The sequence below is a fragment of the Micromonospora sp. NPDC005171 genome (assembly GCF_040608575.1).
In the GTDB taxonomy this organism is placed as follows: Bacteria; Actinomycetota; Actinomycetes; order Mycobacteriales; family Micromonosporaceae; genus Micromonospora.
Map to the genome: position 1 here is coordinate 73,578 of NZ_JBEXIM010000002.1, position 15,813 is coordinate 89,390.

Genomic DNA, 15,813 nt, shown 5'->3' on the forward strand with positions numbered 1-15,813 from the left:
GCAGTCTCTCCTACCGATGGAAGCCCTCACCGCCCACCTGAGTCAGCTTGGCCACGGCCTGGTCACGACTGTCGAACTGACCGTCGTGACCACCGTCGGCGCGATGCTGCTCGGCATCGTCGTGGCCACCCTGCGGATCGCCCCCGTGCCGCTGCTGCGCGCCATCGGCACCACGTACGTCGAGGTGTTCCAGAACCTGCCGCTGCTGGCGCTGCTGGTGCTCTTCGTGTTCGCGCTGCCGACCATCGGCATCACGTTCCCGCTGTTCACCTCCGCCGCCATCGTCATCGCGGTGTACGAGGGGGCGTACCTGGCCGAGGCGATCCGCGCCGGGATCAACACGGTCGGTGTGGGCCAGGCCGAGGCGGCCCGTGCCATCGGGCTCACCTTCGGCCAGTCCCTGCGGCACGTGATCCTGCCGCAGGGACTCCGGGCGGTGATCCAGCCGATCGGCAACATCTGCATCGCGCTGCTGATGAACACCTCGCTGGCCGCCGCCGTCGGCGTTGTCGAGCTGACCCAGGCGGCCAACAACGTGAACCTGGTCGAGGCCCAACCGATCGCCGTCTTCACCGGCGCGGGCCTCGCCTACATGCTGCTGGCGCTGATCATCGGTCAGGTCACCGGCCTGCTCGAACGAAGGCTGGCGATCGTCCGATGAACAAGACGCAACAGATCCTCTTCGATGAGCCCGGCCCCCGCGCCCAGCGGCGGATCCGGATCGCCACAGTGCTGGGCGCGATCCTCCTGGCCGGCGCCCTGGTCGCGGCCGTCTACCAGTTCGCCAGCCACGGCGAGTTGGCCGCCGCCCGGTGGGAGCCGTTCACCACCTGGCCGATCTGGCGGTACCTGCTCAACGGCCTGTGGGCGACGCTGCGCGCCGCCGCCGCGACCGCAGTGCTCAGCGCCGCGCTCGGGCTGCTGCTGGCGCTCGGTCGGCTGTCGACGCATCGAGCGCTGCGCTGGCTGGCCGGCGCGTACGTGGAGGTCTTCCGGACCGTCCCCACCCTGCTGCTGATCTACGTGACGCTGTTCGCCCTGCCGCAGTACGGGCTGAACTTCCCGCTCTTCTGGAAGCTCGTGGTGCCGCTCGTGGTCTCCAACTCGGCGGCGTTCGCGGAGATCTTCCGGTCCGGCATCCTGGCGCTGGACCGTGGGCAGACCGAAGCCGGCCTCGCGATCGGCCTGCGCCGTGGGCAGGTGATGGCGCTGGTGGTCCTGCCGCAGGCGCTGCTCCAACTCGCCCCGTCCCTGGTCAGCCAGCTGGTCGGGCTGCTCAAGGACACCTCGCTCGGCTTCGTGGTCAGCTACACCGAGCTGCTCTACAGCGGGCAGGTGCTCGCCTCGTACACCCACCTGCTGATCCAGACGTTCCTGGTGGTGGCGCTGATCTACCTCGTGGTCAACGCCTCGCTGTCGAAGTTCGCCCGCGTACTCCAGGCCCGCAACGGCCGCTTCGGCGGCCGGCGCGGACGGCGGACCGCTGAGCTGCCCCCGCCGCTTCTCGAAGGGAACACCCCCCGGTGACCATCTTCCGCTACGCCGAACTGGCCCGGGTCGTGCGCAACGACTTCGTCGAGAGCCGGCACTACGGCAGCGTCGTGGTGCTCGCCCCGGACGGGACTGTCGCCCTCGCCGCCGGTGTGCCCGACGAGCCGGTGCTCCCCCGCTCCACCCTCAAGCCGGTGCAGGCGTTGGCCTGCCGGATCGCGGCCGGCGACGAGCTGACCGGCCCGGCGCTGGCCCTCGCCGCCGGCAGTCACACCGGCGACGACAGGCACGTCGAGGTGGTTCGGGCGATGCTGGCCGGGGCTGGCCTGACCGAGGACGCGCTCGGCTGCCCGGTGGACTGGCCGGAGGACGAACCGACCCGGGACCGGCTGATCCGCGCCGGCGGACAGCGCGACCGGATCCGGATGAACTGCTCCGGCAAGCACGCCGCGATGCTCGTCGCGTGCGTCGCCCAGTCCTGGAGCGTCCACGACTACCTCGACCCCCACCACCCGCTCCAGCGGGAAACCGCCGCGACCGTCGCCCGGCTGGCCGGCACGCCGGTCGCGCACCACGCTGTCGACGGCTGCGGCGCACCGCTGTTCGGCCTGTCGCTGACCGGCCTGGCCCGCACCTTCCAGGCGTTCGTCACCGCGCCCGCCGGAAGCGACGCGGCACTTGTCGCGCAGGCCATGCGCCAACACCCGGAGTACGTCGGCGGCTGGAACGGGCACCCGAACACCGACCTGATGCGGGCGCTGCCCGGTGTCCTCGCCAAGGGCGGGGCGGAGGGCGTGCTCGCGGTGGCCGCACCGGATGGTCACGCGGTCGCGGTGAAGGCGATCGACGGTTCACCCCGAGCCACCACCGCCATCGCCCTCGCCGCCCTCGACGCCGTGGGCGTACCGGTGGGTGGGGCCGACGCGCTGCGCCAGGTGCCGGTGCTCGGCGGCGGCGTACCGGTGGGCGCCGTAACGGCCGTCATCGACTGACCACAGCATCGTCTCGGACCGAAGCGGCATCGCCTCGCACGGAAAAGGAAGAATCATGAACACATTCGAGATCTGCATCGACAGCGTCGAGGGTGCGGTCGCCGCCGAGGAGGCCGGCGCCGACCGGGTGGAGCTGTGCTCCGCGCTCTTCGACGGCGGGCTGACCCCCAGCCTGGGCACCATCGAGACGACAATGCGCGCGGTCAGCCGGATCCGGGTACACGTGATCGTCCGCCCCCGGGCCGGCGACTTCATCTACTCGCCGTTCGAGATCGAGGCCATGGAGCGGGACGTGCGGGCCGCGGTGGCGGCCGGCGCGCACGGCATCGTGATCGGCGCGTTGACCGCCGAGGGTGACGTCGACGTGCCGACCACCCGCCGGCTGATCGCCGCCGCGGGCGACGCCAGCATCACCTTCCACCGGGCGTTCGACATGACCCGCGACCCGCACGCGGCGCTGGAGCAGCTGATCGAGCTGGGCGTGCACCGGGTGCTCACCTCGGGTCAGGAGGTCAGCGTGCTGGAGGGTGCTCCGCTCATCGCCGACCTGGTGCGCCGGGCCGCCGGCCGGATCGTCATCATGCCGGGCGGTGGCATCACCCCGCGCAACATCGCCCGGATCGTCGAGGCGACCGGCGCGGACGAGTACCACTTCGCGGCCCTGGTCAGCTCGGACAGCCCGGCCGTGCACCGCAACCCGGCGCCGCTGATGGGTGGCAGCCTGAACCGGCCCGAGTACGAGCGCTCGGGCACCTCGGGCGCGCTGGTCGGCCAGGTGCTCGCCGCCGCCCGCGCCTGACCGCCGGGTCGCGCCCCCGGGCGTGATGATCGTGCTCGAACATGGAAGTAGTGGCCTCCCCACCGTGGGAGGCCACTACTTCATGGATCGAGCACGATCTTGGGGCGCCAGGTCGTTGACGCAACGCAGCACCGGGCGCGCGGTGAGGGCCCCGGCGTCCAGCAACCCGTCCGCGCGCACGGTGAAGGTCGTCGACTCGCCGGGCAGCAGGGTGACCAGGGCAGCGTCCACAGTGGCGAAGGCGTCGAGGCGGTCGGCGAACAGCGTCAGGTCGCGCAGCACCGTGCGGGCCGTGACCCGGACCCGCTGCCCGCCGTCGAACGGCTCGACCGTCGCGTCCCAGGCCGCCGCCGGCCAGTCCACCTCCCGGTCCTCGGCGAAGAACCACAGCGCGCGTTCCGCGGTGCCACCGGCGTCCGCGACCAGCAACTCGCGCCGGGCGTCGTCCGGCCACGCCAGCTCCGCCGGCAGCGCCAGCACCACCGAGGAGTACGCCGGAACGTCGAGGTCGACCGAGGTCTTCGCCCTCGGCTCCCCGGTCAGCGTGAACCGGGTGATCGCAGCAGGTGCGGTCCACGCCTCGGCGGTCTCGTTGACCGCGACCAGGGCCAGGCCGCCGGCGCGGGGCTGCACGGTGAGCAGTCGGTCGGCGTACGCGTGGCGCAGCGCGTACCACAGGGGTTTGCGGCGGCCGTCGCCGTCCACCGCCGACCAGGAGGTCACCGGCCAGCAGTCGTTGAGCTGCCAGACGATGGTGCCCGCGCAGACGCCCCGGTGGGAGCGGAAGTGTTCCACCCCGAGCTGGATCGCCCGGGCCTGGTTGAGCTGCGTCAGGTAGTGCCAGTCGTCGAAGTCCGCCGGGGCGGGCAGGTGCGCGTCGAGGCCACGCTGGAGTTTGGCGTCACCGCCGGCCGCCTTCTGGTGGTGCGCCATACCCGGCGAGTCGTGCGCCAGCGGTTCGTCACTCAGCGCCCGGCGCAGGGTGGCGTACGCCGGTGGGGCCTGGTAGCCGAACTCGGCCACGAAGCGCGGCACGTACTCCCGGTATTTGGTGTAGTCGTCGGTGTTCCACACGTCCCAGATGTGGGTGGTGCCGTGCGCCGGGTCGTTGGGGTGGATCGCCTCGCTGCCCGACCAGGGGCTGCCCGGCCAGTACGGGCGGGTCGGGTCCAACTCGCCGACGATCCCGGGCAGCACGTCGAGGTAGTAGCCACGTCCCCAGGTGCGCCCGGCGAGCGCCTGCTGCCAGTCCCAGTCGTGCCAGCCCCAGATGTTCTCGTTGTTGCCGGTCCAGAGCACCAGCGACGGGTACGGCGCCAGCCGGGTCACCTGCTCGCGGGCCTCGGCGGCCACCTCGCTGCCGAACGGCTCCTCCTCCGGGTACGCGGCGCAGGCGAAGAGGAAGTCCTGCTGGACGAGGAGACCGCGCTCGTCGGCGAGGTCGTAGAAGTCGGCCGACTCGTACCGGCCGCCGCCCCAGACCCGCAGCAGGTTGATGTTGGCCGCGATCGCCTGGTCGAACCGCTCGGCCAGCCGGGCCCGGGTGATCCGGGTGGGGAACGCGTCGTCCGGGATCCAGTTGACCCCGCGGACGAAGACCGGGACGTCGTTCACCGACAACGCGAACGGGGTGCCGTGCTCGTCGGGTGTGGTGTCCAGGCGGACCGAGCGGAAGCCGATCCGGTGCGACCAGTTGCCCAGTGTGTCGCCGTCCGGGGCGTGCAGTGTCACAGCGATCGGGTGGCGGGTCTGGTCGCCGTACCCCCGGGGCCACCACAGCGCGGGCTCGCGGACGGTGAGGGTCAGCACGGCCGTGCGCTGCCCGGCCGGGACGACCACCTCGGCGCGGACGCCGGCCACGGCGGCGCGGACGGTGAGCGGGACGTCCGCGACCCGCTCGACCTCGACGTGCACCTCGACCCGACCGTCGCGACCGTCCATGGTGACGAGTGGACGGACGGTGGCCAGCCGGGCGGTCGACCAGGCGTGCAGGCTGATCTCCTGCCAGATGCCGGCGGTGACCAGTGTCGGCCCCCAGTCCCAGCCGAAGTTGCAGGCCATCTTGCGGATGAAGTGGAACGGCTCCGGGTAGGCGTTCGGCCGGTCGCCCAGCCGCTCCTGCTGCGCCTCGGCGTAGCGGTACGCGGAGTCGAACGTGACGACCAGGTCGTTGTCCCCGTCGCGCAGCAACGGTCGGACGTCGAACCGGTAGCCGCGGTGCATGTTCGCGGTGCGGCCGACCTCGACACCATTGAGGGTGAGCGTGGCGACGGTGTCCAGGCCGGCGCAGACCAGGTCGACGCGCTCGTCGTCGCCCGCCCGGTGCACGAAGGTGGTCTGGTAGACCCAGTCGGTGCGCCCGATCCAGGCCAGCGACCGCTCGTTGTCATCGAGGTAGGGATCTCCGATCAGCCCGGCGTCGAGCAGATCGGTGTGCACGCAGCCAGGCACTGTCGCCGGCACGGACCGGTCGGCGACCTCCTCGGGCACCTGCGCTCCGGGGGCCGCTCGCACTGTCCAACCGTCGTAGAGTGCCTGTCGGCTCACGATTTTCCCCGCACCTTCTGCATCGAAAGATGCTGACTGAACCGGATAAGCTGAGCCACCGTACGGTTCGGAATCCGGGCTGTCAACGGCCAGGGAGCTAAGGAGCACGCCGGTGAAGCGGCCGACAATCGCCGACGTCGCCCAACGCGCCGGGGTGTCCAAGGGCGCCGTGTCATACGCGCTGAACGGGCAGCCCGGCGTCTCCGAGGCCACCCGGCAGCGCATCCTGGCCATCGCCACCGAGATCGGCTTCAGCCCGAGCAGCGCCGCCCGCGCGCTGTCGGCCGCCGCCGCCGGGGCGATCGGCCTGGCCCTTTGCCGACCCGCCCGGACCCTCGGCGTCGAGCCGTTCTTCATGGCGCTGATCAGTGGCGTCGAGGCCGAGCTTTCCGCCCGCTCGTACGCGCTGACCCTGCAGGTGGTGGCCGACCACGACGCCGAGATCGCTGTCTACCGGCGCTGGTGGGGCGAGCGACGGGTGGACGGGGTGCTCGTCTGCGACCTGCGCACCGACGACCGGCGCATCCCCGCACTGGAGCAGCTGCAACTGCCGGCAGTGGTGATCGGCGGCCCCGGCGGCACCGGTGAGCTGGCGAGTCTCTGGTCCGACGACGCCGCCGCGCTGACCGAGACGGTGGAGTACCTGGTCGCGCTCGGGCACCGGCGCATCGCCCGGGTCGCCGGCCTGCCCGACCTGCGGCACACCGAGATCCGCACCGACGCCTTCGCGGCGGTCCGCCAGCGGCTCGGCCTGGCCGACGCGGTCACCGTGTGGTCCGACTACACCGGCGAGGAGGGCGCCCGGGCCACCCGCCGGTTGCTCAGCTCGGCCCAACGGCCCACCGCTGTCATCTACGACAACGACGTGATGGCCATCGCCGGGCTCTCCGTCGCCCAGGAGATGGGCCTGACCGTGCCGGGCGATCTGTCCATCGTGGCCTGGGACGACTCGCCGTTGTGTCGCCTGGTGCACCCGCCGCTGACCGCGCTGGGCCGGGACATCCCGGCGTACGGGGCGCACGCCGCCCGGCAACTGCTCGCCGTCGTCGCCGGGCAGCCGGCCGGCCGGGTGCAGGACGAGACGCCCCACCTCACCCCGCGCGGCAGCACCGCACCACCCCGGGACAGATGAACCGGTTCAGCGCGACGCTGAGGGAAACTCCTCGAAGTACGCCTCGACCCGCTCGGCCGTCGCTGGACGGGCCAGCGCGAACCCCTGCCCGTACCGGCAACCGCCCCGGCGCGCCCCCTCGACCTGGGTCGACGACTCCAGCTCCTCGGCGACGATCTCGACGCCCAGCCGCTCGCCCACGTTCACCACCACGTCGATCAGCGGTGGCTGCCCGTCCGGTCGGGCGCCCACCAACTCCGGGCCCACCTTCAGCAGATCGATCGGCAGTCGGCGAAGCTGGGCCAGTGAGGCGTGCTCGGCCCGGAAGTCGTCCAACGCGGTGCGGACGCCCAGCGACCGGAGCCCGGCCAGCCGAGCCACCACGGTCGGCAGGTCACCGGCGACCCTCGGCTCGCTCACCTCCACCACCAGCCGCTCCGGCGGCACCCCGTACGCGGCCAGCACTGCCGCGAGCCGCTGGACGAAGTCCGGAGTGGTGAGCTCCCGGGTCGTCACGTTGACCGCCATCCACAGCTCCCGGACGCCCACCGACCAGTCGGACAACTGCCGGCACGCCCGGTCCAGCACCCACCACTCCAACTCACCGACCAGGTCCAGATCCTCGGCGACCGGCAACAACTCGGCCGGGAGCACCGTCCCGAGCACCGGGCTGCGCCAGCGCAACAGCGCCTCCGCGCCCACCGGCTGCCCGTCGGCCAGGTCGACCACCGGCTGGTAGACGAGGTCCAGCTCGCCGCGCGCCACCGCACCGGGCAGCTCGCGCTCCAGGTCGAGCCGACGCACCAGCTGTTCCTCCAGGAACGCGTCGTACCACTCCACCCGGTCCCGGCCCAGCTGCACGGCCCGCCGTCGGGCCAGCTCGGCCTGCCGGAGCACATCCGCCGGCCCGGCGCCGCCCACCTCGGCCAACCCGATGCTCGTCTGCACCCGCAGCATCGCGCCGGCCAGTCGGTAGGGCGGGCTGAGCGCGCTCAACAGTCGGGTGCCCAGCGCGTACGCCAGCACCGGGCCGGCGGCGGTGACCACAGCGAAGCCGCTACCCGTGCAGCCGGCGACCAGATCGTCGGGGGCGATGACCGCCCGGGCCCGATGCACCGCCTCGGCCAGCACGTCCTCCCGGGCTGTCGGGCCGACCCCGTCGGTGCCGTGCAGGTCCACCAACAGCAACGCGCCGGCCGGCGCCGGGACGTCGCCGATCGCGGCCAGGGCGTCCAGCAGGGCAGCCCGGTCGCCGGTGCCGCCGCTCGCCGCCGCCGGTCGCCGGTTGAGGCCCGACCACGCGGAACCGTGATCAGGCGACCAGGTCGGCCCGGCACCCATCGCGGTGGCCGCGCCCTCCGGGACGCCGGGCTCCCGCTCGGGCGGCGGCTCCGGCGCGCCCGGCCATCGTCCCGAGGCCGCCCGGCGGTGCTGCAGCGCCCGACCGGCCGGTCGCCGATGAGCGGCCCGTCGACCGGACGTGGCCGCGTCATTCGCCCGCAGCAGCTCACGCAGCACCAGGGGCGGCACCGCCGCCAGGGCCAACAGCACGCTCGTCCGGTCCGGTGCGCGGCCGGCGCCCAGATGCAGACCCGACGCCAGCAGCAGCACCGCCGCCGGGAGCACCGCCCTCGGCCAGGCCGCGGCGACCGGCTCCGCCGGCTCCGCGTCGTCCGCCGCATCCGCCGCACCGACCGCGACGAGCAACATCCCGAACACCAACGGGGGTACGGCCAGCAGGGCCACCCGCCCGGCCGGCGCGGGCGGCAACGTGGCCAGCAGCACCAGACCACCCACTGTGAGCAGGACGCCGCCCCGGCAGACCGCCGCAGCGGAGCGCCGCCGCGGCCCCGCGAACGCGTTCAGCGCGGCCATGCCCAACCCGCCGAGCGCCAACGCGCAGACCAGCCGAACCGGGACCGGCTGGCCGTTCCTGGGCAGCACCAGCCAGCCGGCGAGGGCTAGGCCGACGGCCGGGCCGGCCGACTCGACCAGCCAACGCAGCCGGGCCGAGGCCGCCGGCTGGGAGCGGCCGGGGAGCCGACACAGACTGGTCGTCGAGAGGACCGCCACGACCAGCGACCCGATCAGCACGGCGGGGGTGTGCCCGATGTCGGCCAGGGGCAGCACGACGGCGGTGAGGCCCGCCGCGACCACCGCCGCGTCGAGCAGCACGCCCACCACACGCGGTGTCGGGTCGGTGCCACGCCTGGTGGCGAGCCGGGAGAGGCGCAGCCCGGCGAGCGTGGCGCCGGCACCGGCGGCCAGCGCGATCACCACCGACGTCGGGACCAGGTCGGCGGCACCGGCAAGGAGGAGCAGCGCCACCGCCATGGACGTGGCGGCCTCGGGTGCCGCACGGCGGGGGACGAGGACGCGGAACGGGTACGCGAGGAGCACGGCGGTCGCCTTCGTGAGGGGGCACGGGGGCGGTGCGGCGGTGCGGGACATCGGACGTTGCGAGTCCGCTACCCACGATTGGCAACGATGGACGGCCGAATTGGTTACTTGCCGGTCACTCAGGGGAGACAACGACCCGTGTCACTGTACGGCGTACCGCACGCTGCTGGCACCGCCCGCCGCGAGCCGAAACGACACGGAGTGGGATCATCGGAGGGTGAGTAAGCCCGACACGGTCCGCTTCCGGTACAACCAAGCCATCCTGGTGGCCGCGATCATCGCCTTCGTCGGCGCCCTGCCGCTGGCCAACGCCTCGGCCTACCTGCTGCCGGTGCTGCTCGTCCCGCTCGCCGTCGCGGTGTGGGCCTGGCGGGCCGGCACCGACGCCGACGCGCGGGAGCTGCGCATCCGGGCACTGGCCGGGCAGCGTCGGATCGACTGGGACCAGGTCCTCGAGCTGACCACCGACCAGCGCGGGCGCGCGGTCGCCCGGCTCGACGACGGCCGCCAGGTCATCCTGCCGGCCGTCCGTGGGGCGGATCTGCCCCGGCTGATCGCGGCAACCGGTCACCCGCTGCCCGACGCTCCGGCGGACGCGCCCGGTCAGTAGCCGTCGACCACCGTGTTGATCAGCGGTTGCCCGGCGGCGAACCGGCGAACCTGATCGCCCACCAGACGGTAGGCCCGGGGCAACAACCCGCGCACCGACCCCGCCACGTGCGGGGTGAGCAGCACGTTCGGCATGACCCAGAGCGGCGAGTCGGCGGGCAGCGGCTCCGGGTCGGTGACGTCCAACGCCGCCATGATCCGGCCGGTGCCCAGCTCGGCGACGAGCGCCTCGGTGTGCGCCACCGGGCCCCGGGCCGCGTTGACCAGCAGCGCCCCGTCCGGCATCGCGGCCAGGAACGCCTTGTCGATCAGGCCACGGGTCTGGTCGGTGAGCGGTACCAGCACCGCCACCACGTCCGCGTCGGGCAGCAGGCGGGGCAGCTCCTCGACCGCGTGCACCCCCTGCTCCGGACGGGCCGTCCTGGCGACCAGGGTGAAGCTCACGTCGAACGGGGCGAGCCGGTCGCGTACCGCGGTGCCGATCGAGCCGGCGCCGACGATGAGCACCCGCTTGCAGGTCAGCTCGTCGGTCGGGGCGTTCCCCGCGTACGCCCAGCGCCGCTCGGCCTGCGCGCGGACGAACGCCGGAAACGCCCGCAGCTGGGTGAGGATCGCTGTGACGACCCACTCGGCGGTGGACGGGTCGTGCACTCCCCGGGCGTCGCAGAGCATCACAGTCGGCGGTGTCCGGCCGGCCCAGGCGTCCGCCCCGGCGGAGAGCAACTGCACCACCGCCAGGTCGGGCAGCTCCCGCAGCACCGCCGTCGCGTCCGAGCCGCCCAGGAACGGCGGCACCCAGAAGCGGACGTCGGCCGGCTCGGACGGCATCCGGTCGGTGTGCTCGAAGACCTCCACCGTCACGTCCGAGGGCAGCTCGCCCAGGAGGTTCACGCCGGCCGGGTGCGGAATCCATACCTTCACGTCCGCCGACGATAGTCCCCGCCGCCGCAGCCGGTGTGGGCACTGCGGTGAACCGGCGTCCCGAGCGGTGGCTGACAACGTCGCGGCGGGCGAGACTCAGCACACCGAGGTTCGACCCGGGCCCTGGCGAGGTATAAGGAAGGGTCGGAGGGCCGTCCACCTCCGCCCGGCAGACAGGTGCACGATGACCGACGGCTCCCCCGCCTCCCCCCGGCGTTCGATCGCGCCACCGATGGCGCTCGGCGACCCAGCGCGGTTGCGCGCGCTCGCCGACACCGGGCTGGACGCCGCCCCGGACGAGGCGTTCGACAGATTCGCCCGGCTGGTCAGTGACCTGCTGGACGTGCCGGTCGCGCTGGTCTCGTTGGTCTCCGCCGACCGGCAGTTCTTCCCGGGCGCGGTCGGGTTGCCGGAGCCCTGGTCGCAGCGCCGGCAGACCCCGCTGAGCCACTCGTTCTGTCAGCACGTGGTGGACATCCAGGTGCCGATGGTGCTGCCGGACGCCCGGCTCTACCCCCGCGTCCGGGACAACCTGGCCATCGACGACCTCGGCGTGGTCGCGTACGCCGGGATGCCGCTGACCGACCTCTCCGGCCGGGTGCTCGGCTCGCTCTGCGCCATGGACAGCAAACCTCGCGCCTGGACTGCCGCGCAGCTACGGACCCTGGCCGATCTGGCCGCCGCCTGCTCGTCGGAGCTGCGACTGCGGATCGCGCTCGACGGCGCACAGGAGGCCCGGCGGCGGGTCGTGCAGGCGCACGAGCGGCTGGAGCTGCTCGCCGGGGTGAGCGAGACGCTGGCCGGCACCCTGGACGTGGGCACCGCGCTGCGCCGGCTCGCCGCCACCATGGTGCCGCTGCTCGCCGACTGGTGCCTGCTCACCCTGATCGGGCCGACCGGCCTGCCTCGCGAGGTGGTCTCGGTGCACCGGGACCCGGCCCGCGCGGCGGACGTCGACCGCTTCGGCGAGCTGCTGCGCACCGGGCTGAGCCCCGAGTCGATCATCCGGGCGGTGCTCCGGACCGGCCAGCCCCGGCTCGGCAGCGTGGCGTCCCTGGCCGACGTGACGCGGGGCACCACCCACCCGGAGATGGCCTCCATCGCCAGCCGGCTGGGCATCGCCTCCTACCTGACAGTGCCGGTGCGGGGCGTCGGCGGCACGGTGCTGGGGGCGATCACCCTCGTCAACGGCGGCCAACGTCAGCAGTTCGACGACCGGGATTTGCTCACCGCTGTCGACATCGGCCGCCGGGCCGGTCAGGCCGTCGGCAACAGCTCGATGTACGGCGAGCAGCGGCACGTCGCCGAGGTGCTGCAACACAGCATGCTGCCCCGGCTGCCGATGGTGGCGGAGCTGGAGTTGGCGGCCCGCTACCAGCCGGCGGCCGACCGGGTGGAGGTGGGCGGTGACTGGTACGACGCCTTCGTGCAACCCGACGGCGACCTGATCGCCGCGATCGGGGACGTGGCCGGGCACGACATCGAGGCGGCGGCGACAATGGGCCAGCTGCGCAACCTGGTACGCGGCAACGCCTTCGGCCGCCCGGACGCGGTCGGGTCACTGATGAGCAACCTGGATGGCGCCATCCGTGGTCTGCGGCTGCCGATCGCCGCCACCGCGACGCTGGTCCGGATCTGCCCGCAGCGCGCCGGTGTGCACGAGGTGACCTGGTCCAACGCCGGGCACCCGCCGGCCCTGGTGGTCCGCGTCGGCGGGGCGGTCGAGGTCCTGGAGGCGACGCCGGAGCCGCTGCTCGGCCTGGCCCGCCCGTCGCCCCGGAGCAGTCGGTCGACGAGCCTGGCCACCGGCGACACCCTGCTGCTCTACACCGACGGGCTGATCGAACGGCGGGACCGCTCCATCGACGAGGGGTTGGCCGAGCTGGTGGGCCGGCTGACCGGCACCGACACGCTGCCCCTCGACGACCTGTGCGACCTGCTGCTCGCCTCGATCCGGCACCGCGAGGACGACACCGCGCTGCTGGCCGTACGGGCCCGGTGAGCGGTCCACCGCGGACCATCGAGCGGGTGCATCGCCACCCGTCGGATCTCGACGGGCCCGGCCGGGCCGCGCGGCGGGCTACCCTGGGCCGGGTGAACGCCCGTCCCCCGTACCCTCGCATCCGCCGCCTCCGGGTGGTCCTCGCGGCGTCCTGCGCGGCGCTGCTGTTCACCGCCGGTTGCAGCTTCGGTGAGCCGGATCCCGACCCGGCTGGCGAACCGCCCAACCTGCCGACCCCGTCCGCGTCGGCGAGCCCCGGCGGCGCCGGCCAGCAGGCGGTGGCGACAGTGCTCGCCAAGGGCCTGCGGGTGCCCTGGGCCATCGCCTTCCTGCCGGACGGCGGCGCGCTGGTCACCGAACGGGACAACGGCCGGATCCTGCAGGTCGGGCCCGAGTCCGGGCCGGACGGGCTGCGGGTCCGCCCGGTGCAGACCATCCCCGACGTGGCCGCGGCGGGCGAGGGCGGCCTGCTCGGCATCGCCGTCTCCCCCGACTACGCCCGAGACCGGACGGTGTTCGTCTACTACACCGCCGAGCAGGACAATCGGGTCGCCCGGCTGCAACTCGGCGGGCAGCCCACCCCGATCCTCACCGGCATCCCCAAGGCCAATGTGCACAACGGCGGCGGGCTGGGCTTCGGCCCGGACAAGCAGCTCTACGTCAGCACGGGCGACGCCGGTCAGCGCCCCCTCTCCCAGGACGTGAAGAGCCTCGGCGGCAAGATCCTGCGGATCACCCCGGACGGCAAGCCCGCCGCCGGCAATCCGTACCCCAACTCCCCGGTCTGGTCCATGGGGCACCGCAACGTCCAGGGTTTCGCCTGGGACGCCGCGAAGCGGATGTACGCCGTCGAGTTCGGCCAGAACACCTGGGACGAGATCAACCAGATCACCAAGGGCGGCAACTACGGCTGGCCGGAGGTCGAGGGTCAGGCCGGCGACAATCGGTTCACCGACCCGATCGCGCAGTGGGCGACATCGGACGCGTCCTGCTCCGGTCTGGCCGCCACGGACCGGCTGCTGGTCACCGGCTGCCTGCGTGGCAAGCGCCTCTGGGTGATGGAGCTGACCGACACCGGCACGCTGCTCGGTCAGCCCAGTGAGCTGCTCACCAACCGCTACGGTCGGCTGCGCGCGGTGGCCGCGGCACCGGACGGGTCGCTCTGGGTGAGCACCTCCAACCATGACGGGCGGGGCAACCCGGCGGGCGACGACGACCGGCTCCTGCGGGTGGTGTTCGCGGGCGGTGACGGCGGACGCAGCTGATTCCGTCACCATCCGCCCAGGTTTACCAAGATCTTTCGACGGGCAGGTCAGACTTTCAGCATGGACGGGCAACGCGACGAGCGGCACGACGACGCCGATGACCGGGACGACCCGGTGACCGGCGACGATCAGTCGCGCCCGGCCGGTTGGCGGGTGGCTGCCGCCGGCCCGCTGCGCCGCCTCGGGTTGATCGTCGCCGTCCTCGCCGTGGCCCTGGGCGGGGCGGTGCTCGGGGTGCTGGCCGGTGGCCAGGTGAGCACCGACATCGGGCCGTTCCGGGCCAACCTCAGCATCTCCCCCGCCCGGGACGGCGGCACCACCGTCGACATCCCGCCGCTCGGCGCGCTGCTGCTGGACAGCCACGACGGGCCGACCCACCTCACCGTCCGGCTGGGCGCGCTCGACCAGGGGCGCACCGAGGCCCTGATCGACGACCCGGCCAGCATCAGCCGGGCCAGCCAGAGCGCCGTGGAGGACGTCCGCTCCGGGGTGATGCGCCTCGGCCTGCGTACCCTCGGCGCGTCGGTGCTGGTCACCCTGATCCTGGCCGGGCTGATCTTCCGCAACGTCCGGCGCACCGCCTGGGCGGGTGGGCTGGCGCTGCTGGTCACCGCCGGCAGCCTCGGCACGGCGGCGGCGACAGTGCGCCCGCAGGCCATCGAGGAACCCCGCTACGAGGGGCTGCTGGTCAACGCGCCGGCCATCGTCGGTGACGCCCGGCGGATCGCCAACGACTACACCAAGTACGCGGAGCAGTTGCAGCGCCTGGTCGGCAACGTCAGCCAGCTCTACACGACCGTCTCGGCGCTTCCGCTGTTGGAGCCGACCCCGGGCACCACGCGGGTGCTGCACGTCTCCGACATGCACCTCAACCCGACCGGCTGGCAACTGATCCGGACGGTCGTGGAGCAGTTCGGCATCGACGTGGTGATCGACACCGGGGACATCACCGACTGGGGCAGCGAACCGGAGGCCTCCTTCGTCGCCTCGATCGGCCTGCTGAAGAAGCCGTACGTCTTCATCCGGGGCAACCACGACTCCGGCAAGACCGCCGCCGCGGTGGCCCGCCAGCCGAACGCGATCGTGTTGAACAACACCACAACGACCGTCGCCGGGCTGACCATCGCCGGCATCGGCGACCCGCGCTTCACCCCGGACAAGAACACCTCCCCGGCCGGCAGCGGGCTGACCCAGCAGGTGGCCGACCAGGTGATCGGTGCCGGCAACCAGCTCGCCACGACGATCCGCAACTCACCGCGACCGGTCAACATCGCTCTCGTGCACGACCCGGCGTCGGCCGGGCCGCTCGCCGGCACCTGCCCGCTGGTGCTGGCCGGGCACACCCACGCCCGGCAGGTCTCCAAGCTGCCGCAGGCACCCGGGCAGCAGCCCACCACGCTGATGGTGGAGGGGTCCACCGGCGGCGCCGGGCTGCGGGGCCTGGAGGGCGAGAAGCCCACCCCGCTGTCGATGAGCGTGCTCTACTTCGACCAGCAGAAGCTGCTCCAGGCGTACGACACGATCACCGTCGGCGGCACCGGGCAGGCCCAGGTGAACCTGGAACGACGCCTGGTGGAGAACCCGACCGGCGGTGTCCCCGCCACGCCCACACCCACGCCGAGCGGCGGCGTCCCCGCCACACCCACGCCCACGCCGACGCCGACCGGCTGAGCCGA

The 15,813-nt window shown here is 73.1% G+C and carries 12 protein-coding genes; 9 read left to right on the top strand and 3 right to left on the bottom strand.

From position 1 onward, the window contains the following. Positions 1-16 precede the first annotated feature (16 nt). From ABZU74_RS04240 to ABZU74_RS04255, 4 genes are read left to right on the top strand one after another with little or no spacing between them, the layout of a single operon-like run. On the top strand, positions 17-661 hold the full coding sequence (locus ABZU74_RS04240; protein WP_355418372.1) for an amino acid ABC transporter permease: 645 nt from the start codon (positions 17-19) through the stop codon (positions 659-661). Continuing rightward, a complete protein-coding gene (locus ABZU74_RS04245) occupies positions 658-1,527 on the top strand; it encodes an amino acid ABC transporter permease (protein WP_355418374.1) in 870 nt (289 codons plus the stop codon). The genes ABZU74_RS04240 and ABZU74_RS04245 overlap by 4 nt, the downstream gene beginning before the upstream one ends. After that, on the top strand, positions 1,524-2,483 hold the full coding sequence (locus ABZU74_RS04250) for an asparaginase (protein ID WP_355418376.1): 960 nt from the start codon (positions 1,524-1,526) through the stop codon (positions 2,481-2,483). Before ABZU74_RS04245 ends, ABZU74_RS04250 begins: the two co-directional genes overlap by 4 nt. A gap of 55 nt (positions 2,484-2,538) precedes the next feature. Continuing rightward, complete coding sequence (locus ABZU74_RS04255; protein ID WP_355418378.1) at positions 2,539-3,282, top strand: copper homeostasis protein CutC; 744 nt, start codon at positions 2,539-2,541, stop codon at positions 3,280-3,282. A 75-nt stretch (positions 3,283-3,357) separates the two neighbouring features. Here ABZU74_RS04255 and ABZU74_RS04260 read toward each other — a convergent pair whose 3' ends face one another. Beyond that, complete coding sequence (locus ABZU74_RS04260) at positions 3,358-5,829, bottom strand: glycoside hydrolase family 2 protein (protein ID WP_355418380.1); 2,472 nt, start codon at positions 5,827-5,829, stop codon at positions 3,358-3,360. A 112-nt stretch (positions 5,830-5,941) separates the two neighbouring features. On the opposite strand from ABZU74_RS04260, the gene ABZU74_RS04265 reads away from it, so the two are divergent. Beyond that, a complete protein-coding gene (locus ABZU74_RS04265) occupies positions 5,942-6,961 on the top strand; it encodes a LacI family DNA-binding transcriptional regulator (RefSeq protein ID WP_355418382.1) in 1,020 nt (339 codons plus the stop codon). A 6-nt stretch (positions 6,962-6,967) separates the two neighbouring features. On the opposite strand, the gene ABZU74_RS04270 is transcribed toward ABZU74_RS04265, so the two are convergent. Then, positions 6,968-9,340 (bottom strand): GGDEF domain-containing phosphodiesterase, encoded by a 2,373-nt coding sequence (locus tag ABZU74_RS04270; RefSeq protein ID WP_355418384.1) that lies wholly within the window; start codon positions 9,338-9,340, stop codon positions 6,968-6,970. A gap of 217 nt (positions 9,341-9,557) precedes the next feature. Here ABZU74_RS04270 and ABZU74_RS04275 point away from each other — a divergent pair, with 217 nt between their 5' ends. Then, a complete protein-coding gene (locus tag ABZU74_RS04275; RefSeq protein ID WP_355418386.1) occupies positions 9,558-9,950 on the top strand; it encodes a PH domain-containing protein in 393 nt (130 codons plus the stop codon). On the opposite strand, the gene ABZU74_RS04280 is transcribed toward ABZU74_RS04275, so the two are convergent. After that, positions 9,944-10,870: a 2-hydroxyacid dehydrogenase gene (locus ABZU74_RS04280; RefSeq protein WP_355418388.1), complete on the bottom strand. Its 927-nt coding sequence runs from the start codon at positions 10,868-10,870 to the stop codon at positions 9,944-9,946. The genes ABZU74_RS04275 and ABZU74_RS04280 overlap by 7 nt on opposite strands. A 184-nt stretch (positions 10,871-11,054) precedes the next feature. Between ABZU74_RS04280 and ABZU74_RS04285 the strand changes: the two genes are divergently transcribed. From ABZU74_RS04285 to ABZU74_RS04295, 3 genes are all read left to right on the top strand, one after another. After that, positions 11,055-12,872 carry a GAF domain-containing SpoIIE family protein phosphatase gene (locus ABZU74_RS04285; protein ID WP_355418390.1) on the top strand — a complete coding sequence of 606 codons (1,818 nt, stop codon included), beginning with the start codon at positions 11,055-11,057 and terminating at the stop codon, positions 12,870-12,872. A gap of 92 nt (positions 12,873-12,964) precedes the next feature. Beyond that, positions 12,965-14,137, top strand: a complete 1,173-nt coding sequence (locus ABZU74_RS04290) for a PQQ-dependent sugar dehydrogenase (protein ID WP_355418392.1) — start codon at positions 12,965-12,967, stop codon at positions 14,135-14,137. Positions 14,138-14,197: 60 nt separating this feature from the next. Then, entirely contained in the window at positions 14,198-15,808 is a 1,611-nt protein-coding gene (locus tag ABZU74_RS04295; RefSeq protein WP_355418394.1) for a metallophosphoesterase, read from the top strand. Positions 15,809-15,813: the final 5 nt, after the last annotated feature.